Origin of the sequence: Micrococcus sp. KBS0714 (genome assembly GCF_002008305.4) — a bacterium.
GTDB lineage: Bacteria > Actinomycetota > Actinomycetes > Actinomycetales > Micrococcaceae > Micrococcus > Micrococcus luteus.
The window spans coordinates 437,722-461,984 of record NZ_CP042169.1 but is presented as its reverse complement, the minus strand read 5'-3'; the positions used below and the strand labels follow the sequence as shown (position 1 = coordinate 461,984).

The following is a 24,263-nucleotide window of genomic DNA, read 5'->3' as shown; positions in this document are numbered from 1 at the left end:
GGTCAGCGCTTGCCCCAGCGGCGCTCCTGCGCCTGGGCCAGCTTGTCCTTGACCACCTTCACGGCCTTGTCCTTGGCGGGCACGGCCACGTTGTCCCGCAGCGGGATGGCGACCTTGTCACGCACGGTCTCGAACGCGGAGGCCGCCACGGCGCCGGCCTGGGCCAGCTTCGACTCGCCCTCGGCGTCCGAGCCTCGGGTCTCGTCGCGGTCCGCCCGCAGGTCCGGGAGGGCGGCGCCCTCGGTGTCGTCCTCGGCGGGCTCCTCATTCGTGGGGGCGGAGGAGGTGGAGGTGTCCGGGGCCACGGTCGTGGGCGTCGACGACGTCGGCGCGGCGGTCCCAGCCGTCCCGGCGGTCGCAGCCGTCCCGGCGGCTGCCGCCGACTGGGCGGCGCGGGCCTCGCGGCGGGTCGCCGGGGTGGCGTCCTCCGCACGGCCGGACGAGGCCGCGGTCGGATCCAGCTCCGGGGCGCCGCCCAGGGGCGTGGCCGGCGTGGTGCCGGCGTGGGTCTCCGGGGCCTCGGCCCGTCGGGTGGCCGGGGTGGCCTCGAGGGACGGGCGCTCGGCCGCGGCCTCGAGGGACGGGCGCTCGGCCGCGGGCTCGACCGCCGCCGGCTGCGCGGCGTCCGCGCGGTGGTCCTCGGTGCGCGCCGGCTCGCGGCCCGCCTCGGCCACGCGACCGGGCACGCCGGGCGTGCCGTCGATGCGCAGGGATCCGGCGGCCGAGCGCTCAGCGCCGTCGGCGTCGTTCTGCTGGGTCTGGTCCGACTCGGCGGCCACGACCGTGACCGAGCCGTGCGCGGTGGTGGCGACCGTGTTCGTCTCGAGGTGCTCGCCCTGCGCGACGGGGATGGCGTCCGTGGCGAACTCCTTGGTGGGGGTGTGCTCGGCGGCGACCTCCTCGGCGGGGACGGTCCCGTGCACGTGCTCGGGAGCCGGGGTGAGGTGGCTCCTGTGCTGCGGAGCCTCGGCGGCCGGTGCCGCCGGGGCGGGGGTCTCGGTCACCGGGGACGGGGAGGCCGGGGCCGCCGCGACGTCCGCCGCGGGCGTCTGCTCGTCCAGGGTGATGCCGGAGCCGCCGGCCACACCGGCCGCGCCCAGGCCCACGGTGTCCGCTTCGCGCGCCGTGCTCGGCGCCGCCGCGGCGGGGCGCAGCGTGCCCCGGGTGGTCGGAGCCGCGGTGGGGCGAGAGGTCTCAGCGGTGGCGTCGGTGCGCGGGGCGTCCTGCTGGTCCACGGTCACCCCCGCACCGCCGGCCACGCCGGCCACGGACTCGTCAGTCTCGCGGCCCGCCGCGGCGGTCTCGGACGCAGCCGGACCCCCGGCGGGCTTCACCGCGGCCGCGGGGCGCGCGTCCTGCTCGGCCGCCACCTCGTCCAGGCGGGAGAGGCGGGTCGGGGCCGCGGGGGCGGCCGCCTGCTCACCCGCGGTGTCCGCGGTGTCCGCGGTGGTGCCGCGGCGCTCGAGCCGGGTCTCGGCGGCCTCGGCTTCGGCCTCACGACGACGGCGGGAGGCGATCACCGAGAGGATGATCAGGATCAGCAGCACGACGATGATGGCCGCGATGATCCAGTAGAGGGTGGACTCTGGCATGGGGTGCTCCTCGGTCGTCTGGGGCGACCGGCAGGGCCGGGCGCCGCGTCTTGCTTCCCGCGCCGCCGCGCGGCGGGGAACCTGGTCTTGAGAATGACATGGGGCCCGGCCCCCCGACCAGGGATCAGCCCCGTCATCCCGCGGTTCCGCGCGGCCGGCACCGCCTACCATCGACGCCATGGACACGGCAGCCCTCTCACCCAGCCCCTCCCCCGCCTCCGGCGCGGAGCACGCCCACGTGCTCACGCTGGCCTGCACGAACCGCAAGGGCATCGTGCACGCCGTGACGGGCGCCTTGCTGGGCGTGGAGGCGGACATCACCGAGTCGCAGCAGTACGGCTCCCCGGACACCGGCGACTTCTTCATGCGCGTGGAGTTCATGACCCCGGCCGTGCGGGAGGACATCGAGCAGGCGCTCGCGCCGGTGCGCGAGGAGTTCGGCATGCGCATGGGCCTGTGGGACGCGGCGCACCGCATGCGCACCCTCGTGATGTGCTCCAAGGACGGGCACACCCTCAACGACCTGCTCTTCCAGCAGCGCGCCGGCACCCTGCCGATCGAGATCCCCGTGGTGGTCTCGAACCACCTGGACCTGCAGCCGCTCGCCTCCTTCTACGGCGTGCCCTTCATCCACGTGCCCGTCTCCAAGGACCCCTCGAGCCGGGACTCCAAAGAGGCCGCGGAGGACCGGCTGCGCGACCTGATCGCCCAGTTCGACATCGAGCTGGTGGTGCTGGCCCGCTACATGCAGATCCTCTCGGACGAGCTGTGCCGGGACCTGGCCGGGATGGCCATCAACATCCACCACTCGTTCCTGCCCTCCTTCAAGGGCGCCCGCCCCTACCACCAGGCGCACGAACGCGGCGTGAAGCTCATCGGCGCCACCGCCCACTACGTGACCGCCGACCTGGACGAGGGCCCGATCATCGCGCAGTCCGTGCAGCCGGTGACCCACGCCCAGACCGCCGCCGACTTCGTGGCCCGCGGCCGCGACGTCGAGGGCTCCACGCTCGCGCAGGCCGTGCGCTGGCACGCCCAGCACCGCGTCCTCACGGACGGCCGGCGGACCGTCGTCTTCAGCTGAGCCCGGGACGACGGCGCCACGCGGTGCCGTCGTCCGGCCCGCCTAGGCTGGTGGCATGGCCCACATCATCACCGTCGCGGGTGCCACCCCGCGCATCCACGAGTCCGTCTTCCTCGCCCCGACCGCCGCGATCACCGGCGACGTCGAGATGGCCGAGCGCTCCTCGGCCTTCTACGGCGTCTCCGCCCGCGGTGACTCCGCCCCCATCCGCGTCGGGGCGGGCACCAACCTGCAGGACAACGTGGTGCTGCACGCGGACGAGGGCTTCCCGTGCACCCTGGGCGCCGGTGTCTCCGTGGGCCACTCCGCCGTGGTGCACGGGGCCACCGTGGAGGACGACTGCCTGATCGGCATGTCCGCCACGGTGATGAACGGCGCGGTCATCGGCGCCGGTTCGCTCGTGGCCGCCGGCGCCCTGGTGCTCGAGGGGACGCAGGTCCCGGCCGGCTCGCTCGTGGCGGGCGTGCCCGCGAAGGTCCGCCGCCCCCTCACGGACGAGGAGCGGGAGGGCCTGAAGAAGAACGCGGCCACCTACCTGCGGCTGTCCGCCGCGCACCGGGACGCCGTCGCCGGCTGAACCGGGCCCGGAGGATGTGGGACGGTGGGCACCATGCCCACCTCTTCCGCTCTCCCCCGCACCACGCCCGACGACGTCCCCGAGCGCCTGCTCGTCCTCCCCGCGGCGCAGGACGTCGCCGGCACCCCCTACGCCCACGCCCGTCGGCTGGCCGAGCAGGCCGTGGCCGACGTCGGCGGCACCGTGGTGGCCGAGGGCGATGCCTCCGCCACGGCCCTGCTGATGGTCCGCCCGATCCCGGTCGAGGCGCTCGCCGCGGCCCTGGCCGCCCACCCCCACGTGAGCTGGGTGCAGTTCCCGTTCGCCGGGATCGAGCCGTTCATCCCCCTCGTGCGCAGCCGCCCGGACATCGTGTGGACGTCCGCCAAGGGCACGTACGCGCCGCCGGTGGCCGAGCACGCGCTGCTGCTCACCCTGGCCCTGCTGCGGGACCTGCCCGCGCGCGTCCGCGCCACCACGTGGGGCCCCTCCTCCGGCCGCACCCTGAACGGCCTGAACGCCGTGGTCGTGGGCGGCGGCGGGATCGCACAGGAGTACGTCCGCCTGCTGAAGACCTGGGACGTGCACGTCACCGCGGTCCGACGACGCGCGGGCGACGTGCCCGGTGCGGACCGCACCGTCACGACCGACAGCCTCGACGAGGTCCTGCCCGGTGCGCAGGTCGTGATGATCGCCGCGGCCGCCACGGACGAGACCCGCGGCCTGTTCGACGCCGACCGCCTCGCCCTCCTGAACGAGGACGCCGTGCTCGTGAACATCGCCCGCGGGACGCTGGTGGACACGGACGCCGTCGTCCGGGCGCTCGCGGCGGGCCGGCTGCACGGCTACGGCACGGACGTCACCGACCCCGAGCCGCTGCCGGAGGGCCACCCGCTCTGGACCGAGGAGCGCGCCCTCATCACGCCGCACACGGCGGACACCCCGCAGATGTGCGTTCCGCTGCTTCACGCGCGGGTCGAACGGAACCTGCGGGCCCGCGCGGCCGGGACGGAGCTGGAGGGCCTGGTGGACGCCGAGGGCGGGTACTGACCCGCCCCCGGCGTCCGCGGCGCCGGCTCAGCGGCGCGGCGCGTCCGCCTCGTGCTCGGCGGCGTCGCGCTCGGCCGCCATCTCGATCTGGCGGCGGCGCTCCTCGGCGGCCCGGCGGGTCAGCTCGGCGCCGACCTCCGGGTCGCGGGTGAGGTTCTCACCGGTGGTCGGGTCGAACAGGTGCACCCGCGTGGTGTCCACCCACAGGCGGGTCGGCGTGCCCGGCCGGGCGCGGGACTCGCCGGAGAGGGTGGCCACGACGACGGGGCGCAGCTCGTCCGCGTCCAGGTCCTTGGCCAGCGAGGAGAGCATCTCGGCCACGGCCGGGTCCGGATCGAACTCGATGTAGCCGTACTGCTCGTGGCCCAGCCACTCCAGGTGCGTGAGCGTCGCGTCGAAGGTGGAGCCCCGGTCGCGGCGGCTGTCCTCCACCAGCTCGGCGTCCTCGAAGAACTCCGGCCGCAGGCCGAGGAACACGATGTCCCGCCCCTCGGCGGCGCGGGCCTTCTCGGGCGGCACCGGGATGTCACCGATCGGCGAGGACAGCACGTGGCCGCCCTCCTTCTGCTTCAGCGAGGCGGGCAGGAAGTTCATCGACGGCGAGCCGATGAAGCCGGCCACGAACAGGTTGAGCGGCTGCTCGTAGAGCTCGCGCGGGCTGGCCACCTGCTGCAGCTCGCCCTTCTTGAGCACGGCCACCCGGTCGCCCAGGGTCATGGCCTCGGTCTGGTCGTGCGTCACGTAGACGGAGGTCGTGGCCAGGCGGCGCTGCAGCTGCGAGATCTCCGCGCGCATCTGCCCGCGCAGCTTGGCGTCCAGGTTGGACAGCGGCTCGTCGAAGAGGAACGCGTCCGCCTCGCGCACGATCGCCCGGCCCATGGCCACACGCTGACGCTGGCCGCCGGAGAGGTTGCCGGGCTTGCGCTCGAGGTGGTCCTCGAGCTCGAGCACGCGGGCGGCGTCGCGCACCTTGCGGTCGATCTCCTCCTCGGAGGGCTTGTTGTCCTTGATCAGCCGCAGCGGGAAGGCGATGTTCTCGTACACCGTCAGGTGCGGGTACAGCGCGTAGTTCTGGAACACCATCGCGAGGTTGCGGTCCTTGGGGGCCGCCTCGTTCACGCGGCGGCCGTCGATCAGCATCTCGCCGTCGGTGATGTCCTCGAGGCCCACGATCATGCGCAGCAGCGTGGACTTGCCGGAGCCGGAGGGGCCCACGAGGATGACGAACTCGCCGTCCTCGATCTCCAGGTTCACGTCCTTGATGGCGTGGAAGCCGTCGTCGTAGGTCTTGTCGATGTGGTTCAGGGTGATGGAGGCCATCGGGGGGTCCTTTCAGGAGGTCTCGTGTGCGGGCCTCAGCCCTTCACCGCGCCGTTGGTCAGGCCGGCCACGATCTGACGCTGGAACGCCAGCACCAGGATCACGATCGGGATGGTCACGATGATCGCGGCCGCCGAGATGGCCCCGGTCGGCGACTCGAACTGCGAGGCGCCGGTGAAGAAGGCCAGGGCGGCGGGCACGGTGCGCGCGGTCTCGGTGGAGGTCAGGGAGATGCCGAACACGAAGTCGTTCCAGGCGATGAAGAAGGCGATGATCGCCGTCGTGAAGACGCCGGGGGCGGCCAGCGGGACGATCACCTTGCGGAACGCCTCGAGCGGGGTGGCGCCGTCCACCTGCGCGGCCTGGTCGAGCTCCCACGGGATCTGGCGGAAGAACGCGGCCAGGGTCCAGATGGAGATCGGCAGGGTCAGGGACAGGTAGGGGATGATCAGGCCGACCCACGTGTCGTACAGCCCGAGGGTGCGCCACATGTTGAACAGCGGCGTCACCAGGGAGATGACGGGGAACATCGAGACCATCAGGGACACCGTGAGCACGAGCCGCTTGCCCGGGAAGTCCAGGCGGGCGATCGCGTAGGCGCACAGCGTGGCCAGGATGACGGCGATGATCGTGGCGATCACGGTGATGCCGATCGAGTTGCGCAGCGCCGTGAGGAACAGCTCGCGCGAGCCGCCCACGAAGATCTCCTCGTAGTTCACCGTGGACCACTGGGTGGGCAGCAGCTTGCCGTTGGCGAGGTCGGCGGGCGTCTTGAAGCTGGTCGCGAAGATCGAGAACAGCGGGAAGAGGCACCACACGCCGATCACGACGGTGAGGATCCACCACAGTGCGGTGGCCTTCCCGGTGCCGCGACGGTGGGGCGCGCGGCCCTCAGGCGCGCGGCCCTCGGGGGCGGGAGCGGATGCGGCGGTGCTCACTTGGAACCTCCTCGGTCGGCCAGGTCCACCTTGAAGCCCTTGACGGCGATGACCGCCATGAGGGCCACGCACAGGAACAGGATCACGGAGACCGCCGAACCCATGCCGATCTCGAGCCGGCCGATGGACGTGCGGTAGGCCAGCAGCGAGAGGACCTCGGTGCCGTAGGCGCCGTTGGTCATGATGTAGATGGAGTCGAAGATGCGGAACGCGTCCATCGCGCGGAACAGGACGGCCACCATGATCGAGGCCTTCATGTTCGGCAGGATGACCAGCTTCATCCGCTGCCACCAGGAGGCGCCGTCGACGGAGGCGGCCTCGGTGAGGTCGCCCGGCACCTGGGCCAGGCCGGCCAGCAGGAGCAGGGAGATGAACGGGGTGGTCTTCCAGATCTCGGAGAGCATGATCACGAACAGCGCGGTGCTGCCCTGCGCGAACCAGTTCAGGTCCGCGTCGACGCCCGGCAGCCACTCGAACCAGGCGTTGATGTAGCCCGAGTCGATCGAGAACATGTAGAACCACGCGAACGCGGAGACCACGGTGATGATGCCGTACGGCACCAGGATGATCGTGCGGATCAGGCCGCGGGTCTGCTTGATGGCGTGGTGCATGGCCAGGGCCAGCAGGAAGCCGAGGATGAGCTCGACCACCACGGTCACCACGGTGATCAGCAGGGTCACCCCGAGGCCCTTCCAGAACACGGGGTCCGTAAGGATCACGCCGTAGTTGCCCAGGCCCACGAACTCGCGGTCGCCCGGCGCGGTGAGCCGGTACTTGAACAGCGAGTCGTAGAGGGCCTGCAGGATCGGGTACAGGACCACGAACAGCATCACGAAGAACGCGGGGCCGGCCAGGAGCCAGCCGAGACGCGCCTCGGACTTCGCGCGCTGGGACTTCACCCGGCGGGGGCGACGACCCTCGGCGGCGCGCGGGGTGGATGCGGCGGGTGCGGTGTCGACGTGGCTCACAGCAGACGCTCCCCTCTCAGGACTTCCTGGATGAAGTCGTCGGTCTCGGCCGGGGTGGACTCGGAGACGCCCGACGGCGGCGCGTAGCGCTGCTGGATCGCGGTGGAGACCTCGTTGTAGTACGGGGTCTGCGGCCGCGGGGCGCCGAGTTCGAGGGACTCCCGGATGGTGTCCGCCATGGGGTACTTCTCGGCGACCTCGGGGGCGTCGTAGGCCGCCGGGTCGGCGGGCGGGTTGCCGTTCTCGACGAAGTACTGGCTCTGGTGCTCGGTGGTGGTGATGCAGGAGATCGCGTCCCAGGCGAGGTCCTGGTGCTCGGACTTCGCGCCCACCCCCAGGTTGATGCCGCCCACGGGCGGCGCGGCGTCCTCGCCCTCGACGGTGCGGGGGTAGACGGCCCAGCCGATGTCCTCGGGCAGGTCCTCCGGCAGCGAGCCCTCCTCCACGGAGCCGAGGGTGGCCGGCCAGACGAACGGCCAGTTGACCATGAACGAGCCGTTCTTGCCCTGGAAGAGCAGCATGGAGGCGTTCTCGTCCTGCGTCGGCAGGCCGGCGCTGCCGAGACCCTCCTTGCCGATCGTGGAGATGATCCGGGCGGCCGTGCGGCCGGCCTCGGAGTCGAGGTTCGTGGTGACCTCGTCCGTGGGCGCCTCGGCGTTGGGGACGATCTGCTCCCCGCCGCCCTCGATGAGCGCGTTGAGCCACACGGTCATGGACTCCGCACGGGCGCCCTGGACGGCCAGGTCCTTGTCCTGGCTGCGGGCGGCCTCGATCAGCTGGTCCCACGTGACGGGCTGGGACATGTCCAGCCCCGCGGCCTCGGCGACCGACTTGCGGTACCAGAGCAGCTGCGTGTTGGCCCAGAACGGGACCGTGACGAGCTCGTCCTTCCAGCTGGCGGCCGCGAGCGCGCCCTCCAGGGCGTTGTCCTTCGCGTACGCCTGCATCTCCTCCGGCACGGGGGCCAGGAAGCCGGGCTCGGCGAGCTCGGGGACGAACGGCGGGTCGAGGGACATGATGTCCATCGACGTGTCGCCCGCGGCGAGGCGGCGGGTCAGCTGCTCGCGCTGGGAGGCGGCGTCCGTCGGAAGCATGGACGTCTCGACTCTGTACCGGCCGTTCGCGGCGTCGGTGCACTGGGCGGCGATCTTCGCCTGCCCGCCGTCGTCGGGGTTGGTGTACCAGGTCAGGGTGGGCGTCTGCTCGGCCGGGGCACACCCGGCCAGGATGAGCGCGCCCGCAGCGACGGCGCCGGCCAGCGTGGCCCGGCGTCGTTGACGTGCCCGCGTGTCGTGTCTCACAAGTGGAACCTCATTCGATGCGAGTCGGATGTGACCGCCATCATCACGCATCGGAGCGATTCCCGCACCTTTCGCGGGCCCCTTTCTCAGAGGGCGCGGCGGTTCGTCCGGGCGGTCGGCTCCGCGACGGCGGGATCCTCGGGCCACGGGTGCTTGGGGTAACGCCCGCGGTTCTCGGCGCGGACCTGCGCGTAGGGGCCGGCCCAGAAGGACGGCAGGTCGGCGGTCACGGCGAGCGGGCGGCCTGCCGGGGAGAGCAGGTGCAGGACCACCGGCTCACGACCGTCCGCCACGGCGGGGGTGACACGCGCCCCGAAGAACTCCTGCAGCTTGGCGGCGACCACGGGCGGGGTGTCCTCGTGGACGGCCGGGTAGTCCACGACGACGGCGCGCCCGCTCGGCACAGGCAGGCGCTCGGGGGCGAGCTCGTCCAGCCGGCCCGCCTCCGGCCAGGGCAGGGCGCCGCGCAGCAGCGCCTCGGCGTCCAGGCGCGCGAGGGGCCGTCCCGCGGCCAGGTCGGCGGCGAGCCCGTCGACCAGTGTGTCCAGGTCGGGCAACGCCGTGTCCGAGAGGTCCGGCCACGGGGCGCCGAGGACGCGGTGGAGTAGGTGCACCCGGCGGCGCAGGCGTTCGGCCCGGCCGCGCGGGTCGAACCGGGCCAGGCCGTCGGCGGCGAGCGCATCGCGCACGGCCTGCGCGGCGGCGTCGGGGGCCACGGGCGCCGGCGTCTCCGCCAGCACGAGCGCGCCCAGCCGGTCCACGCGGCGGCCGGTGAGCCGGTCCCCGCGCCACTCGGCGGTGTCCTCAGTGCGCCGCAGGCCCGCTCCGGCCCGTTCGACGAGGGACCGGTCGATCGGCGCGGCCGCGCGGATCGCGGCACCCGTGCCGGCCGCGTCCCCGGCCACACGGGCGACCTCGGCCACGGCCAGCCACTCCTGCCCCGCCAGGCCGCCGACGGCGTCGCGGGGCAGGGCCGCGCGGGTGCCGGAGGCGAGCAGGTATGCCCCCTCCTCCCCCGCGCGTCGGGCGATCCACGCGGGGAAGGCCAGGGCGGCCACGAGGCCGGCGGAGTGCCGCGGCGCGGTCGCCGCCTCGGGCCCGGGCTCGTCCGGCTCCCGCGTCTCCGGGGCGTGGTGCGCGTGCCGACGGGCCAGGCGCTCGAGCCGATCCGCCTCCCGGTGCCACCGCCCGGCCTCCGGGTGCCGGCCGTCCCGCAGGGCCGCGACCAGCGCCTCGAGGTCGGCGCCGGGGGCGCGCAGGTCCAGGGCGAGGGCCGCCGTCGCCTCGGCCGCGGGGCGGGGCCCCGTCAGCGGTGCCGCCCGCAGGAGGGCGTGGCCGAGCGGCGGGTCCAGGGGCAGCTCGGCCAGGACGGCGCCGTGCGGGGTGATGCGCCCGTCCGCGTCCACCGCGCCGAGGGAGGCGAGCGTGCGCTCGGCGGCGGCCATCGCGTCGGCCGGCGGGTCCTCGGGCAGGGTCAGCCCGCGGCCGCCCGGGGCCCCCCACGCCGCGAACGCCAGGGCCACCGGCGCGAGGTCCACGACGGCGAGGGCCGGCGTCGGGGCCGCGGGCGCGGTGCCCAGGGCCGCGGCGGTGTGGCAGCGGACCACGGTGCCGGGGCCGAGGCGGGCGGCGCGGCCCGCCCGCTGGCCGGCGGCCGCGCGCGAGGCCTGGACGGTGACGAGACCGGCCATGCCCCGCCCCCGGTCCCGGCGCGGCTCGCGGGCCAGGCCCGAGTCGACGACGAGGCGCACCCCCGGCACGGTCAACGAGGACTCGGCGACCGCCGTCGCGACGACGACGCGCGGCACGGCGGGGTCGGTACGGCCGGCGAGCGCGGCGTCCTGGTCGGCGGGCTCCTGGCGGCCGTGCAGGACGCGGACCTCGGTGTCCGGGGCGAGCGCGGCGACGCGCCCCGCGACGGTCTCGACCTCGGCCACGCCGGGCAGGAAGACGAGGGCGTCCACGGTCGGGTCGGCCTCGAGCGCCTTGGCGTGGGCGCGTGCGGCCGTGGCCGCGACGTGGTCGAGGAAGGCCCGGTCCACGCGGCCCTCGGCGGTGAGGCGGTGGCCGCGGAAGGGGGCGTGCTCCTCGCGCAGCGGGTGCAGCACGGCCGGGGTGGAGACCACGGGCAGGGGCGCCTCCCCCATGCCGCGGGCCCAGCGGGCGGCCAGGGCCGCCGCGTCCACGGTGGCGGACATGGCCACGAGCGCGAGTTCGGGACGGAGCTGCCGCAGGTCGGCGAGGAGGGCGAAGAGCACATCCGTGTCCAGGTCCCGCTCGTGGACCTCGTCCAGGACCACCGCGCCCACGCCGTCGAGTCCGGGGTCGGCGAGGAGGCGGCGCAGCAGCAGGCCCGGGGTCACGAACTCGACGGCCGAGGCCCCGCCGCCCACCGCGTCGCCGCGCACGGCGTACCCGACGGCGGCGTCCGCGAGCCGAGCCCGCGCGTCGGGGTCGGCGCCGGGATGCGAGTCGGCCGCGGCGGCCAGCACCGCCGTGCGCAGCCGTCGCCACGCCGCGCGCACCGCGACCCGCCGCGGCTGCGTGACCAGGACGCGCCCGCCGCCGTGGTCCGCGAGCCGGACCGCGAGCGCGGGCGGGACCACGGTGGTCTTGCCCGTGCCCGGGGGCGCCTCGACGACGGCCGCCCCGCGCGCGTCCAGCGCCGCCTCGAGGTCCGGCAGGGCGGCCGCGAACGTCAGGCCGGCGCTGAGGCGGCCGAGGGCGGCGGAGAGGGCGGAGGGGACGGTGACGGGATCGACGGGGGTGGGCATCGGGACCATTGTCGCGAAGAACGCCCGGCTGTTTCTCCGCCACGTGACTGGAGTCGCGGGCACGTGTGCTTGACTGTCGATGTGACGCAGAGTGCAGACGGGCCACAGGCCATGGATTACTTCGACAGGATTCAGAATCGCCTGGAGGGGCGGGAAGCTGGCGTCCCTGGATGGCTGGGGGCGAAGAACGCGACCCGTCAGTTCGCTGCGCAGATCGGGATCAGGACTCCTGAACAGCTCTTCAAGGGGCCGCTGTCCGATCTCGAGCGGTTCGATTTCCCCGAGCGGTGCATCGTCAAGCCTGGCTTCGCCTCCACGTCCATCGGGGTGCATCTGCTCGAACGCCGCGGGGCCGAGCTGTGGGATCTTGTGAAAGACGAGCCTGTGACAGTTCCGGGGCTCATCGAGACGCTGCGTGAGATCGAGGGCAGGTACGACCTGAGCCCCGACGACGGCGAGTTCCTTGTCGAGGAGCTGCTGAGTGACCGTCGTGGAGTGACTCCGCCGGCCGATGTCCGGTGCTACATGTTCCAGGGCGAGTGCGGTTTCGTACTGGTGGAAGACCACATCGCGGGGCCCGCCGCAGCGTCATACTTCAACGGTGACTTCTCACCGATGACGGACGTCCATGACCGATTCGGTGTGCACCCTGGAGTCACTCATCTGGAGTCCATCGTCGACGCTGCAGAACCCCCGGCGGGAGCCGAGGAACTCTTGGCCGTGGCTCGCCGCGTGAGCACAGCGGTGCCTTCGGCGTTCTGCCGCGTGGATCTCTACGACACCCCCGCTGGCCCGGTGCTCGGTGAGATCACGTTCTACCCAGGCACCTTCTTCTATAAGAACCGGAAAGTCATGGCTCCGGAAGAGGCCGCCCGGCTGGGAAAGATGTGGGACGCGGCAGAGAAGCGACTCGCTGGCTCGCTTCTCATCGATGCGCCGAAGCGCAATTGATCGGGCGGGACCAAGAAATACGGCCATAGCCCCCGGCCCTCCGCTTGGCCCGCAGACCAGGCGGAGGACGGGGACGCTCCAGACGGCGCGCCAAGCGCGCCGCCTGACGCCCTCACCAGGCCGTTGCGGCGCCCGCGGAAACCGGGGCCCCCTCCCGGATGACTCGCACCAGGTCCGCGATGGACCCGCTGGGAACACGATGCACCAGGCCGGTGCCCGCGAAGAGGTCCCAGACCGGAAGGTCCGAGGCAGCCACACGAAGCCCGGCGTTCGTCGCCTCCGCCACGGCGTAGCCGAAGGACTCCTTGAGCGACGTAGACACCAACCAGCCGTCCGCGTCCCTGACCGAGCGGTAGAACTCCCCCAGCGCCTGTGGCGTGAGGTTCAGGTAGAGACGCACACGCTCCAGGACGCCCAGACCCGCAGCCTCGGCGAAGAAGCGCTCCGCACGATGTGGGTCGTCCTCCAGGCTCACCACGACATGCCCCACGTACTCCTGGGGAAGAGCCGCTATGACCCTCAGGAAGTGCGCGTACGCCTTCCCCTGGTCGAACCGCCCGACCCACAGCAGCGGAATCGTGCCCGGCCCATCGCCGAATCCGGAGTCGGCGAGGAACTGCGCTGACCCCTGCTCTCCGAAAGTCTCGACATCCACGAGGTTGGGCTCCACCGCCAGGCGGAAGCGGAGACGACGCGGAAGCAGCGGCTGAATCTCCCGCGCCATGATCTGGGAGGGCACGACGACGGCGGCCAGCCGGTCCAGTTCCAGCGCTCCGAGTTCCTTCTCGATGACGGGGATGCTGGACGAATGGAATTCATACGTCACGGCGACATGGTCCAATGCCGACAACACGTTGGCCGTGGCCGGGTGGCTGAGGACAGACACGGACTCGTAGTCGAACTGGTGGGCCAGGTGCGTCAGATAGGGCCCCGACCTGCTCTCCTGGATCAGGCGCACGTGGACGTTGGCCATGTCAGAGAATGCGTCCGAGCCCCCTCGGTCGTGAAGGAACACCGCGTCGAACTGGACGTCAGGCTCAGCCTGGGCCCGGCCCCGGATGACGGCGGAGACGCCGCCCTTGGACAGATTGGGGTAGAAGATCAGCTTGCGCATCAGTCGCGTCCCTCCGTCGTGATCCCGTAGTAGGACAGCAGGCGTTCGGCCCGGTCATCCCAGTCGCTCGACTGGACGAAGGACTCCATGGCCTCCCTTTCGCCAGGTGCCCATGGCGTGCTCAGTGCCTCGTCGAGTTTCTCCACGAACTCGTCCACTCCCCGATGGACCCAGGTCGACGGATACGTCTCCACACTCCCCATGGGCGCGGTGACACAACGCAGACCCCATGCGAAGTACTCGTAGATCTTGTTCGGGTCGACCGATCGGGTGAGCGGGATGTCCAGGAACGGGATGAGCCCGGCCTTCCAGCCGGTGACGATGTCCGCCAGCTGCTCGTGGGAGCGGGGGCCCAGAAGGTGGACATTGGAAGGCAGTGACATGCCCTGGGGCGCACCGTGACCGATGATCTCGAAGACGGTCTCCGGCATACGCCGGGCTGCTTCAGCGATCAGCGGCCAATCGAACCAGGAGGGCGTCAGGTGCCCGACGTACCCGGCCACCCGCAGGTGTTCACGTCGGTCGAAGCTCTCCTCAGTCCTCAGGCCCTCCGACTGGTCGATGACGTGACGGTTGACCGCGTTCGGAATGACCGCGTGGTCGCGCAGGGCCGGCCACATCGACACGAGCTTGGCGTCGAGCGCGGTACTGACGCTGACGACCTTGTCGGCCACGATCAGCATCTGCCGCTCCAATGCGGGCGAATACCACTTGGAGTAGCCCACGCGATTGAACTCCTCCATGTCGTCACGGCACTCGTAGACGACCTGCCAGCCAAGGGTCTTCAGCTGGGTGCCGAGGGCGACGGCCCCAATCGACGGAAAGGAGCTGCAGATGTAGGTGTCGCCCATGGACCGCCGTCGGGTGGTCAAGCCGCGCACCAGCCGGCCGAAGTCCTTGCGGGCGACCTGGAGGATCCGATCGGACACCCGCGCCGGGAACTCCTGGAGTGACGAGAACGGCAGGAACACGACCCACACCCCGGCCCTCTCGAAAGCGCGTGCCAGGTTGTTGGGCCGCAGGGACAGCGTCTCGTGTCCGAGCGGAGGTGCGGTGGTGTCGATGACGAGCAGGGTGTCGCCCTCCGGGATCTCCGCGAGGAAGGCGTCGATCTCGGCAGCCGAGGAGCGGACCTCCGTCACGTCGACCTCGGCCTGCATCATGACGTCAGAGTTTCCCCACCCGCGTCGGCCCTGGATGCGGACCCATCGAGCCTGCGACGGGACCGCAATCTGGAACTGCGTCTCAAGGGGGCCTTCTGCGGCCCCCCGCAGCTGGACGAAAGGTCCGAACGTCGGATTCTGGGGGAGGTCCGACGGTCCGGGAAGGGGACGTCCTGCTTCATCCAGGAAGCCGACGGTGAGGAGCGCCGTGCTCTTCTCGGTCGGCAGGCTCGCATGGACGACCCCTTCTATGGAGGCGGTGCCCGGGCTCACCGGCACGTGCTGGACGAAGTCCCATACCCGGACGCGCGTGTCCGGGCTGAACGGGGCCACTGGCGTGTCCAGCGGATGGACGTGGCGCAGGACCATCGGGGCGCCGTTCACGCGTACGGGGAACTCCGGTTTCCACGCGTGGCCCTGCAGCACAAGATGGGCCGCCGAGTCCGGCACCGTGACATCGAAGGCGGTGACGCGCTGGCCTTCACCGCCGGAGAGGTACCGGTACTCTCCCAGGCTCGGCGAGACGTGGGTCCACCCCTCGACCTCCACCCGTTCTCCTGCTGCGTCTTCGAACCTCAGCTGTACCAGCGCCGCCCCTCGCGCATCTGCGTCATTGACGTGCTGGATCGCGACGCTGAGGAGCTCGCCAGGAGCCACTGGAACGTGGTGCGCGAGATCGGAGACGTCGGGCAGGGATTCTCCCGGCCCTTCGGCGTGCTCTAGAAGGATCATCGACCCTGCTTTCCATGAGTTTTATGGCGAGTGGACGGTGCCGCCCGCGGGCACCACGACTCAACATACGTGACCGAGGGTGAACCCCGCTCTTCGTATGCGACATGGTGCTCCACACCGCCTCCGCCACGCTGTCCCGGGACCGTCCCACTGACTAGGCTGTGACCCATGACCACACCCGTCCAGGAGCACCTCGATCGCCTCACGTCGGCCCACGCGGGCGAGGGGGAGGTCCCGGACGGGCTGGGCGTCGCGATGCTCCTGGTGGACGGGCACCGCTACGTCTCCGGATCCATGACGCCCGTGCCGCTCGCCACGCTCGCCTCTCCCCTGTTCCACGCGCAGGCCCTCGAGGACCTCGGCGCGGTGCGGGTGGGCGAGCGAGTGGGAGCCGTCCCCGTGCGCGACCTGGACCACCGGGTCGAGGTGGACGCCGTCACGGGCCTGCCGCACAACCCGCTGCAGAACGCGGGCGCGGTGGCCACCGCCTCCCTCGTGAAGGGCCGCGGTGGCCGCGACCGCACCGCGCGCATGATGCAGCTGCTCTCCGCCCTGTTCGACCGCGAGGTCACCGTCACGGAGTCGGCCGCGCGTGCGGAGAACCGCGCCCAGCACCACACCCGGTCCGCTGCCTGGCTGATGAAGTCCCTCGACACGCTGGACGCCGACCCCGAGACGCTGCTCGAGGACATCGCCACGGTGCGTGCCGCCGCCGTGACCGTGGAGGACCTCGCCCTGCTCGCCGGCACCCTCGCGCACGGCGGCGTCCACCCCGTCACCGGGGACCGTGTGCTGAGCGAGGAGACGGTCCGCGGTGTGCTGTCCGTGATGGACTCCTGCGGCATGGACACCCGGGACTCCCGATGGGCGTACGACGTCGGCCAGCCCGGCTGGGCGTCCACGCGCGGCGGCACGGTGCTCGTGGTGGTGCCGGGCCACCTCGGTCTGGCGCTGCAGTCGGACACGACGGACGAGAACGGGCTCGGCGCCGCGGCGATGGCCGCCCTGCGGACCATCGTCGAGGACTTCGAGCTGCACCCGTCGGTGGTCACCGGTTCCCCGCGCGCGGCCCTGCGCACCCACTACCGGATCGATCAGGCGCCCTCGGGCACGGTGCGCAGCGCCGTCGTCCTCGAGGCGCTCGGGCGGTTCGCGGACACCGTGCACGTCATGGAGCTGGGCGGTCACCTCGGCTTCAGCCAGGTGGACGCGATCGCCCGCGTCAGCCGCGGTCTGCCGGAGGCCCTCGAGACGCTCGTGGTGGACATGCGCTCGGTCAGCTCCATCTCCCGCCCGGCCCGCCTGCTGGTGGCCCAGTGGTTCGCCCGCGCGCTGGGCAACGGGCTCGACGTCGTCGTCGTGGACCGGGACGCCGCCGAGATGAAGGAGCTGATGTCGGCCGTCGAGGAGTCCGTGGAGGTGGACCTGCCCGAGCCGCTGCAGGATGAGGCCGAGGGGGTGGACCCCGCCGCCGAGGGCGCGCAGTTCGTGTTCTTCGACTCCCGCTCGCGGGCCGCCCAGTGGGCCGAGCAGCGGCTGCTCTCCCGGCACGCCCCCCACCTGCTGCCGCGGGACGCCCAGGAGGCGGCCGTAGCACCCCTGCTGCAGCACCTCTCCGCGGACGATGCGCGCCTGCTCGAGTCCATGATGGACGAGCGGGTCTACTCGGACGGCCAGATCATCCGTCGCGCCGGCCAGCCGTTCGGCGGCATCTACGTGATCGTCTCCGGCACCGTGGAGCTCTCGGGCCAGGGCACGGGCAGCCGTCGTGTGCGCCGCACCCTGCTCACCCCGGGGATGACGTTCGGCGAGATGGCCCTCGGCCAGCCGGGCCGTCAGCCCTCCACCGTTCGCGCGCGCGGGCCGGTGACGGCGCGAGTCCTCACCGCCCAGGTGATGGTCGCGCTCCAGGAGGGCTTCCCCCAGCTGGCCCTGGCCCTCTGGGAGGCGCTGGCCCGCGACGCGTTCACCGCGCTGAGCCAGCTCATCCGGGAGACCGGCGCGCTGCAGGACTGACAACCCGCGGGGGCGGCGTCCCGGGGGACGCCGCCCCACCCCGTCACCGCCCGAGCACGTGGCGCAACGCGCCCTCCAGCTCGGGGTCGCGCATGTCGTAGCCGGAGGCGACCAGTCGGTCCGCCACGACCTTCTGGTCCGCCGCCACGGTCTCCACCCGGCCCTCCTCACCCAACAGTAGGCGCGGCCCGGCGTCGGGCACCGGGATGACCGCCGGCCGGTGCAGCACCCGCCCGAGGACGGTGGCGAACTCCCGGGCCGTGACCGGCTCCGGCGCCACCGCGTTCACCGGGCCGGTGACGCCGTCGTCGATCACCGCGTGGGCGAAGGCGCCGGCGATGTCATCGGCACCGATCCAGCTCAGCCACGGGCTGCCGTCGTGGCTCTCCCCGCCCGAGGTCGCGACCGGGCCGCCGAGGCCCGCGAGGAACAGCGGCAGCACCTGCTGCAGCATGCCTCCGGCCGGGCTCAGCACCACGCCGGTCCGCAGCATCGCCACCCGGATGCCGGCCGCCTCGGCGCGCCGGGCCTCCGCCTCCCAGTCCGCGACGACCTCGGCGAGGAAGTCGTCCCCGGGCTCCAGATCCTCGACGAGGCCGCTGCCGAACGGGCCCGTGCCCGCGTCCGCCCCGTAGTACCCGATCGCCGAGCCGTTCACGAGTGCCCGCACCCGCGCGTCGTCCCCCTCCCGTGCGGCGATCCGGGCGAGCGCGTCCACGAGGGTGCGCGTGCCGCGGACGCGCGAGTCGTGCACGGCCTCCTTGTGCGCGTCCGTGAACCGGCCCGCGATGGGCTCGCCCGCCAGGTTCACGACGACGTCGGCCTCGGCCAGGGCGTCCTCATCCACGGTCTCCCGGCCGGGGTCCCACAGCGCCGCGTCCAGCGCACCGGCCCTCTTCGGGCTCCGCACGAGCCGGATGACGCGGTGGCCGCCGGTGGTGAGCAGGGCACAGAGCTGCCGACCGATCAGTCCACCGGACCCCGTCACGGCGACCGTGCGGGCCGGCCCGCCGACGAGGGGGCCGGGGTGGGCGGCGTGGAAGTCCAGGTCATCGGCCATCACGCGGGCGCGGTAGGCGAACTGGCGGCCCAGCTCCGCCTCGAACGCCTCGTGGGTGCGGCGCGAGGCCGCGGCGCCCAGACCGGGCACGCGGGACACCAGGGACTCCCCCGGCAGGGCGTACTCGATGTGGTCCGTCACGACCGTGCCGCGCCGGCCGTCCGCCGTGTCCGCCTCACCGGGCGCGGCGTCGTCGAGCAGGTGGGTGTGCCGCCAGGAGGCGAGGGGACCGGAGACCATCTCGTCCCGGAACATGCGGCCCTCCTCGTAGGCCGTGTGGCGGGCTCGCCACGGCACCGCGGGCGCGGCCCCACCGGGCAGGCGGGAGGCGACGGCGTCCGGCAGCAGGCCGGTGAGCATCCCGTGGGCCGCGCCGGCGAACAGGCCGGCCGCCCCGGGGGCCTGGATGCGCAGCCGCGACTCGGAGCCCACGCGGAGGCCGTCCGTGGGCCCCTGGACCACCTCGCCGGCGAAGGGCGGGGTGAGCCGCTCCAGCGCGCCGGGGTTCTCCAGCCAGCGGAAGACGACCTCACGCGGGTGGCGCAGGAGGGTGCGATGCTCGAAGACGCGGATCTCGGTCATGGACGCCAGCCTGACACAGGGAGGGGACGCGCGAACACCTGTCCGGGCCGGGCCGTGCAGGACAATGAGGGGATGGACCTGCTTCCCGAGCTGCGCTGGACCGCCGCCGCCCTGCCCGCCACCGAGCTCACCCTCGTGGCCGTCTTCTCCCCCGAGGACCAGACGGTGCGCGCCTCCGGCGTGGCCGTGCCGGAGGACTCGGAGCCCCCCGCCGCCGCGATCGGGCGCCTCCTCGAGACGCTCATGGACCGGCTCGTGGCCCTGGACCCGGAGACCGCCGACCGCGAGATGAACCCGCGCCCCGTGGAACCGCGTCCGGGTGCGTCCCAGCCCGTCGCCGACGCCCTGGCCGCCTACGCCGCGGGGGACGTGGCCGCGCTCGACGCCCTCGACGTCACCCAGCCGGGCACCGCGTTCCGGCAGCGGGCGTGGCGGGAGCTGCGCGGCATCGCCCCCGGCTCCCCCGCCACCTACGGCGGCCTGGCCGAACGGTGCGGGGCCCCGCGGGCCGTGCGCGCCGCCGGCGGGGCGTGCGCCGCCAACCTGGTGGCCGTCGTCGTGCCCTGCCACCGCGTGGTGCGCGCCGACGGCGCGGCCGGCCACTACCTCTACGGCACCGCCGCGAAGCAGGCCCTGCTGGCCCACGAGGCGGCCCACGCGGGCTGACCACCCCCTCGCCACGGCAACGCGGGTTGAGTTGTCACGGGTCCGGGGCTCGAACACCCGCGACAACTCAACCCGCGTTGCGGACACGAGAAGGGGCCGGGCCGCGCGCTCCACGCACGCGACCCGGCCCCAGGCGCTCAGATGCTCAGACGGAGAGCTTGTCCACGATCGCGTTGAGCGTCGCGGACGGACGCATCACGGAGGTGACCTTCTCCAGCTCCGGCCAGTAGTAGCCGCCCAGGTCCACCGGGGAGCCCTGCACGCCGTTGAGCTCGCCCAGGATGGTCTCCTCCTGGGCCTCCAGCTCCTCGGCGACCGGCTTCGCCGCGGCCGCCAGCTCGGCGTCCTCGGTCTGCTTCGCCAGCTCGCGGGCCCAGTACAGCGCCAGGTAGAAGTGGCTGCCGCGGTTGTCCAGCTCGCCGACCTTGCGCTTCGGGGACTTGCCCTCGATCAGCAAGGTGCCGGTGGCGGCGTCCAGGGTGTCCGCCAGGACCCGCGCGCGGTGGTTCTCGTTCGCGACCGCCTCGTGCTCGAAGGACACGGCCAGCGCGAGGAACTCACCGAGGGAGTCCCAGCGCAGGTGGTTCTCCTCCACCAGCTGCTGCACGTGCTTCGGGGCGGAGCCGCCCGCACCGGTCTCGAACAGGCCGCCGCCGTTGAGCAGCGGGACGACCGAGAGCATCTTCGCGGAGGTGCCCAGCTCGAGGATCGGGAACAGGTCCGTGTTGTAGTCACGCAGCACGTTGCCGGTCACGGAGATGGTGTCCTCGCCGCGGCGGATGCGCTCCACCGAGAGCTTGGCGGCCTCCACCGGGGAGAGGATGCGGATGTCCAGGTCCTCGGTGTCGTGCTCCTTGAGGTACTCCTCGACCTTCTTGATGAGCTCACGGTCGTGGGCGCGGGTCTCGTCCAGCCAGAACACGGCCGGGGTCTGGGACGCGCGGGCGCGGGTCACGGCCAGCTTCACCCAGTCGCGCACCGGGACGTCCTTGGTCTGGCAGGCGCGCCAGATGTCGCCGGCCTCGACGTCGTGGGAGAGCAGGGTCTCCCCGGCGGAGTTCTTCACGGCCACGGTGCCCGCGGCGTCCATGATGAACGTCTTGTCGTGCGAGCCGTACTCCTCGGCCTTCTGCGCCATGAGGCCCACGTTCGGGACGGTGCCCATGGTGGTGGGGTCGTAGGCGCCGTTGGCCTTGCAGTCGTCGATCACGGCCTGGTAGACGCCGGCGTAGGAGGAGTCCGGGATGACGGCCAGGGTGTCCTGGGTCTGGTCGTCCTTGTTCCACATGCGGCCGGAGGTGCGGATCATGGCCGGCATGGAGGCGTCCACGATCACGTCGGAGGGCACGTGGAGGTTGGTGATGCCCTTGGCGGAGTTCACCATGGCCACGTCCGGGCCGTTCTCGTAGGCGGCGGCGATGGCGGCGCGCACACCCTCGGCGGTCTCGGCGTCGAGCTTGTCCAGGCCGCCCTCGATCGCGGCGAGGCCGTTGTTCGCGGACAGGCCGGCGGCGGCCAGCTGCTCGCCGTACTTCTCGAACAGCTCGGAGAAGTAGGCCTTCACGACGTGGCCGAAGATCACCGGGTCGGAGACCTTCATCATGGTGGCCTTCAGGTGCGCGGAGAAGAGGATGCCCTCCTCCTTGGCGCGCTTGACCTGCTCGGCGAGGAACGCGTCCAGGGCCTTGGCGGACATGAACGTGCCGTCCACGACCTCGCCCTTGAGGACCTTCAGGCCCTCCTTGAGCACGGTGGTCTTCCCGTCCTCGCCGGTGAACTCGATCGTCAGCACGTCGGCGGCCGGCAGGGTCACGGACTGCTCGTTGGCGCGGAAGTCGTCCGCGCCCATGGTGGCGACGGCGGTCTTGGAGTCCGGGGTCCACTCGCCCATCGAGTGGGGGAAGCGCTTGGCGTACGCCTTCACGGCCTTCGGGGCGCGGCGGTCCGAGTTGCCCTCGCGCAGCACCGGGTTCACGGCGGAGCCCTTGACCGAGTCGTAGCGCGCCTTCGCGTCCTTCTCCTCGTCGGTCTTCGGCTCGTCCGGGTACTCCGGCAGCGCGTAGCCGTCCGCCTGCAGCTCCTTGATCGCGGCGCGCAGCTGCGGCACGGAGGCGGAGATGTTCGGCAGCTTGATGACGTTCGCCTCGGGGGACTTCACGAGCTCGCCGAGCTCGGCGAGGGCGTCCGCGGTGCGCTGGTCCTCGGGCAGGACGTCCTTGAACGCGGCGAGGATGCGGCCGGCCAGCGAGATGTCACGGGTCTCCAGCTCCACGCCGGCGGTGCCCGCGTAGGCACGCACGATCGGCAGCAGCGACGCGGTGGCCAGCATGGGGGCCTCGTCCGTGAGCGTGTAGATGATCTTCGACATGCGGATGATCTCTCCTTCTGGCCGCACTCGAGACGCGGCCCTCGTCGGCAGGGAACGGGTGACTCCCCGCCAATCTACCCGGCGCCTCGGACGCGCCACACCGTGTGTGGCTCGGCGTCAGCGTCCCCGGCCGTCGCCGGTGCCCTCGCCGGGCCGGGCGGGGTCGCCCGGGTACCAGGGGGGGCGTCGGGTCGGCGGGGGCGCCCCCCGACGACGGCGGCACGGCCGGTCCGGCGGGCCCGCCCCGGAACGCCTCGCCGAGGCGGGCCGCATGCCGCACCTGCTCGGCCTCGCGCCGGCGTCGCCGCTCCCCCTCGGTGAACGACTGCCAGGCGCCGAGGGCGGTGACCGCGGCGAAGGCGATCCCCATGAACCCGAAGAACGTGCCCCACGCGGCCAGGGCCACCACGACCGCCACGGCGAGCAGCCCGAAGCCGACCGCCCCGGGGACGGCCCACGGCTGCCCCTCGGCCCGTCGCTCGCCGGCCGCGCGCAGAGGGACGCGCGCGAAGCCCCCGAGCACGAGGCACTCCAGCAGCGCCAGCCAGCCGCTGCCGACCATGAGTTCACCCATCATGCCGCCCATGCCACCCCAGGGCCCGTCGTGCATCATGCGGCCAGTGTAGGCAGGGCGTCGTGGATCGGGGCCGGCTCAGATGCCGAGCACGGCCTGGGCGATGAAGAAGTAGACGACCAGGCCAAGGGCGTCCACGAGCGTCGAGATGAACGGGTTCGAGAACACGGCGGGGTCGGCGCCGATCGTGCGGGCCGCCAACGGCATGAGACCGCCGACGGTGGCGGCGAAGGCGCACACGGTGAACAGCGTCGCCCCGATCACGAGACCGACGGGCCACGAGAACACGAGCCCGGCGATCACGAGGCCCAGCAGGCCGATGCACCCGCCCAGGGCCATGCCGACGCGCAGCTCGCGGAACATCACGCGCGGCGCATCGCGGGGCCGGACGTCGTCGAGGGCGAGCGCCCGGGTGACCGTGGTGGCCGCCTGGTTGCCCGTGTTGCCGCCCGTGCCGATGATCAGCGGGATGAACAGGGAGAGGACGACCATCTCCTCGAGCGTGTCCTCGAAGACGCCGAGCACCTGCACGGTGAGGGTGGCGCCGATCGCGAGCACGAGCAGCCACGTGATGCGCGAGCGCATCAGCGCCAGCACGGAGGTCGCCAGATAGGGCCGGCCGAGGGGCTCCACACCACCGGCGCGCGCCGCGTCCTCCGTCGACTCCTCGTCGAGGACCTCGAGGGCGTCGGCCACGGTGAACACGCCGATCAGGCGCCCCTCCGAGTCCGTCACGGGGACCGTCCACAGGCGCCGGTCCGCACAGAGCCGGGCCACCTCCTCGGCGTCCTCGGTGGCGACCGCGGACACCGGTTCCCGCATGATCTCCGAGACCCGCGCGTCGAGCGGCTGCGTGACCAGGACGGAGACGTCGACGACGCCGGTCAGGCGCGCCTGCGGGCTCACCACCGGCACGGACACGATGGCGGCCTGCTCCCGGCCGCCGTGGTCCCGGAGGTTCTCCAGGGCCACGGCCACGGTCCAGTCCTCGCGCAGACGCACCGGCGCCATGCGCAGCCGGCGGCCCACCGAGTCCGCCGGGTAGCCCAGGAGCCGGCCGACCTCGCCGCGCGCCCCGGCGTCGAGTCCGGCGAGCATCTTCCGGGCCACGGTCGCCGGCATCTCGTCGAGCAGCCGGGCCTGGCCCGAGACCCGCAGCTCGGCGAAGAGGTCCTGGACCTGACCGTCCTGGAGCTGGCGCACCAGGTCGGACTGCTGGCCCGTCTCCATCGCCGCGAAGACCCGGACCGCCGTCGACTTGTCCAGGAGCCGGAACAGCACGGGGACCATGCGCGGCTCGGAGCGGTCGAGCAGTTCGAGCGCGTCGCCCGGGGACAGCGCGCGCAGCAGCTCGACCGCGCTGTTGAGGTCGTCCCTGCGCAGGTGCTCGCGGATGCGATCCTCGACGCTCTCGACCTCGCGGCGGGTCATCGCCTCGTCACCTCCTGGGGTCG

17 protein-coding genes are annotated in these 24,263 nt (G+C 72.7%); 6 read left to right on the top strand and 11 right to left on the bottom strand.

Annotated elements, in window-relative coordinates:
* Nucleotides 1–2: 2 nt before the first annotated feature.
* Entirely contained in the window at nucleotides 3–1,592 is a 1,590-nt protein-coding gene (locus B1A86_RS02080) for a hypothetical protein (protein WP_078025782.1), read from the bottom strand.
* Nucleotides 1,593–1,770: 178 nt separating this feature from the next.
* Here B1A86_RS02080 and purU point away from each other — a divergent pair, with 178 nt between their 5' ends.
* From purU to B1A86_RS02065, 3 genes are read left to right on the top strand one after another with little or no spacing between them, the layout of a single operon-like run.
* Nucleotides 1,771–2,676 carry a formyltetrahydrofolate deformylase gene (gene purU, locus B1A86_RS02075; protein ID WP_078025783.1) on the top strand — a complete coding sequence of 302 codons (906 nt, stop codon included), beginning with the start codon at nucleotides 1,771–1,773 and terminating at the stop codon, nucleotides 2,674–2,676.
* Between the two features lie 55 nt (nucleotides 2,677–2,731).
* A complete protein-coding gene (locus tag B1A86_RS02070; protein WP_036314590.1) occupies nucleotides 2,732–3,253 on the top strand; it encodes a gamma carbonic anhydrase family protein in 522 nt (173 codons plus the stop codon).
* Between the two features lie 24 nt (nucleotides 3,254–3,277).
* Nucleotides 3,278–4,282 (top strand): D-isomer specific 2-hydroxyacid dehydrogenase family protein, encoded by a 1,005-nt coding sequence (locus B1A86_RS02065; protein ID WP_078025784.1) that lies wholly within the window; start codon nucleotides 3,278–3,280, stop codon nucleotides 4,280–4,282.
* Nucleotides 4,283–4,309: 27 nt separating this feature from the next.
* On the opposite strand, the gene B1A86_RS02060 is transcribed toward B1A86_RS02065, so the two are convergent.
* The 5 genes from B1A86_RS02060 to hrpB form a co-directional block, all read right to left on the bottom strand.
* Nucleotides 4,310–5,602, bottom strand: coding sequence for an ABC transporter ATP-binding protein (locus tag B1A86_RS02060; RefSeq protein WP_078025785.1), 1,293 nt, complete (start codon nucleotides 5,600–5,602; stop codon nucleotides 4,310–4,312).
* Between the two features lie 35 nt (nucleotides 5,603–5,637).
* Nucleotides 5,638–6,540 (bottom strand): carbohydrate ABC transporter permease, encoded by a 903-nt coding sequence (locus B1A86_RS02055; RefSeq protein WP_078025786.1) that lies wholly within the window; start codon nucleotides 6,538–6,540, stop codon nucleotides 5,638–5,640.
* Entirely contained in the window at nucleotides 6,537–7,508 is a 972-nt protein-coding gene (locus tag B1A86_RS02050) for a carbohydrate ABC transporter permease (RefSeq protein ID WP_041102962.1), read from the bottom strand. The genes B1A86_RS02055 and B1A86_RS02050 overlap by 4 nt, the downstream gene beginning before the upstream one ends.
* Nucleotides 7,505–8,809 carry an extracellular solute-binding protein gene (locus B1A86_RS02045; protein ID WP_063188962.1) on the bottom strand — a complete coding sequence of 435 codons (1,305 nt, stop codon included), beginning with the start codon at nucleotides 8,807–8,809 and terminating at the stop codon, nucleotides 7,505–7,507. Before B1A86_RS02045 ends, B1A86_RS02050 begins: the two co-directional genes overlap by 4 nt.
* A gap of 86 nt (nucleotides 8,810–8,895) precedes the next feature.
* Entirely contained in the window at nucleotides 8,896–11,583 is a 2,688-nt protein-coding gene (gene hrpB, locus B1A86_RS02040; RefSeq protein ID WP_078025787.1) for an ATP-dependent helicase HrpB, read from the bottom strand.
* 111 nt (nucleotides 11,584–11,694) lie between these two features.
* Here hrpB and B1A86_RS02035 point away from each other — a divergent pair, with 111 nt between their 5' ends.
* Nucleotides 11,695–12,534: an ATP-grasp fold amidoligase family protein gene (locus B1A86_RS02035; protein ID WP_078025811.1), complete on the top strand. Its 840-nt coding sequence runs from the start codon at nucleotides 11,695–11,697 to the stop codon at nucleotides 12,532–12,534.
* A gap of 112 nt (nucleotides 12,535–12,646) precedes the next feature.
* Here B1A86_RS02035 and B1A86_RS02030 read toward each other — a convergent pair whose 3' ends face one another.
* Nucleotides 12,647–13,648 (bottom strand): glycosyltransferase, encoded by a 1,002-nt coding sequence (locus B1A86_RS02030; protein WP_078025788.1) that lies wholly within the window; start codon nucleotides 13,646–13,648, stop codon nucleotides 12,647–12,649.
* A complete protein-coding gene (locus B1A86_RS02025; RefSeq protein WP_138976774.1) occupies nucleotides 13,648–15,543 on the bottom strand; it encodes a glycosyltransferase family 1 protein in 1,896 nt (631 codons plus the stop codon). Before B1A86_RS02025 ends, B1A86_RS02030 begins: the two co-directional genes overlap by 1 nt.
* 168 nt (nucleotides 15,544–15,711) lie before the next feature.
* On the opposite strand from B1A86_RS02025, the gene B1A86_RS02020 reads away from it, so the two are divergent.
* Nucleotides 15,712–17,559: a glutaminase gene (locus B1A86_RS02020; RefSeq protein WP_036338182.1), complete on the top strand. Its 1,848-nt coding sequence runs from the start codon at nucleotides 15,712–15,714 to the stop codon at nucleotides 17,557–17,559.
* A 43-nt stretch (nucleotides 17,560–17,602) separates the two neighbouring features.
* On the opposite strand, the gene B1A86_RS02015 is transcribed toward B1A86_RS02020, so the two are convergent.
* Nucleotides 17,603–19,201: a TIGR01777 family oxidoreductase gene (locus tag B1A86_RS02015; RefSeq protein WP_036338179.1), complete on the bottom strand. Its 1,599-nt coding sequence runs from the start codon at nucleotides 19,199–19,201 to the stop codon at nucleotides 17,603–17,605.
* A 72-nt stretch (nucleotides 19,202–19,273) separates the two neighbouring features.
* On the opposite strand from B1A86_RS02015, the gene B1A86_RS02010 reads away from it, so the two are divergent.
* Nucleotides 19,274–19,867, top strand: a complete 594-nt coding sequence (locus B1A86_RS02010) for a methylated-DNA--[protein]-cysteine S-methyltransferase (RefSeq protein ID WP_036338176.1) — start codon at nucleotides 19,274–19,276, stop codon at nucleotides 19,865–19,867.
* 145 nt (nucleotides 19,868–20,012) lie between these two features.
* On the opposite strand, the gene B1A86_RS02005 is transcribed toward B1A86_RS02010, so the two are convergent.
* Both B1A86_RS02005 and mgtE read right to left on the bottom strand, forming a co-directional pair.
* Complete coding sequence (locus B1A86_RS02005; RefSeq protein ID WP_078025791.1) at nucleotides 20,013–22,235, bottom strand: NADP-dependent isocitrate dehydrogenase; 2,223 nt, start codon at nucleotides 22,233–22,235, stop codon at nucleotides 20,013–20,015.
* A gap of 652 nt (nucleotides 22,236–22,887) precedes the next feature.
* A complete protein-coding gene (gene mgtE / locus B1A86_RS01995; protein ID WP_078025792.1) occupies nucleotides 22,888–24,240 on the bottom strand; it encodes a magnesium transporter in 1,353 nt (450 codons plus the stop codon).
* Nucleotides 24,241–24,263: the final 23 nt, after the last annotated feature.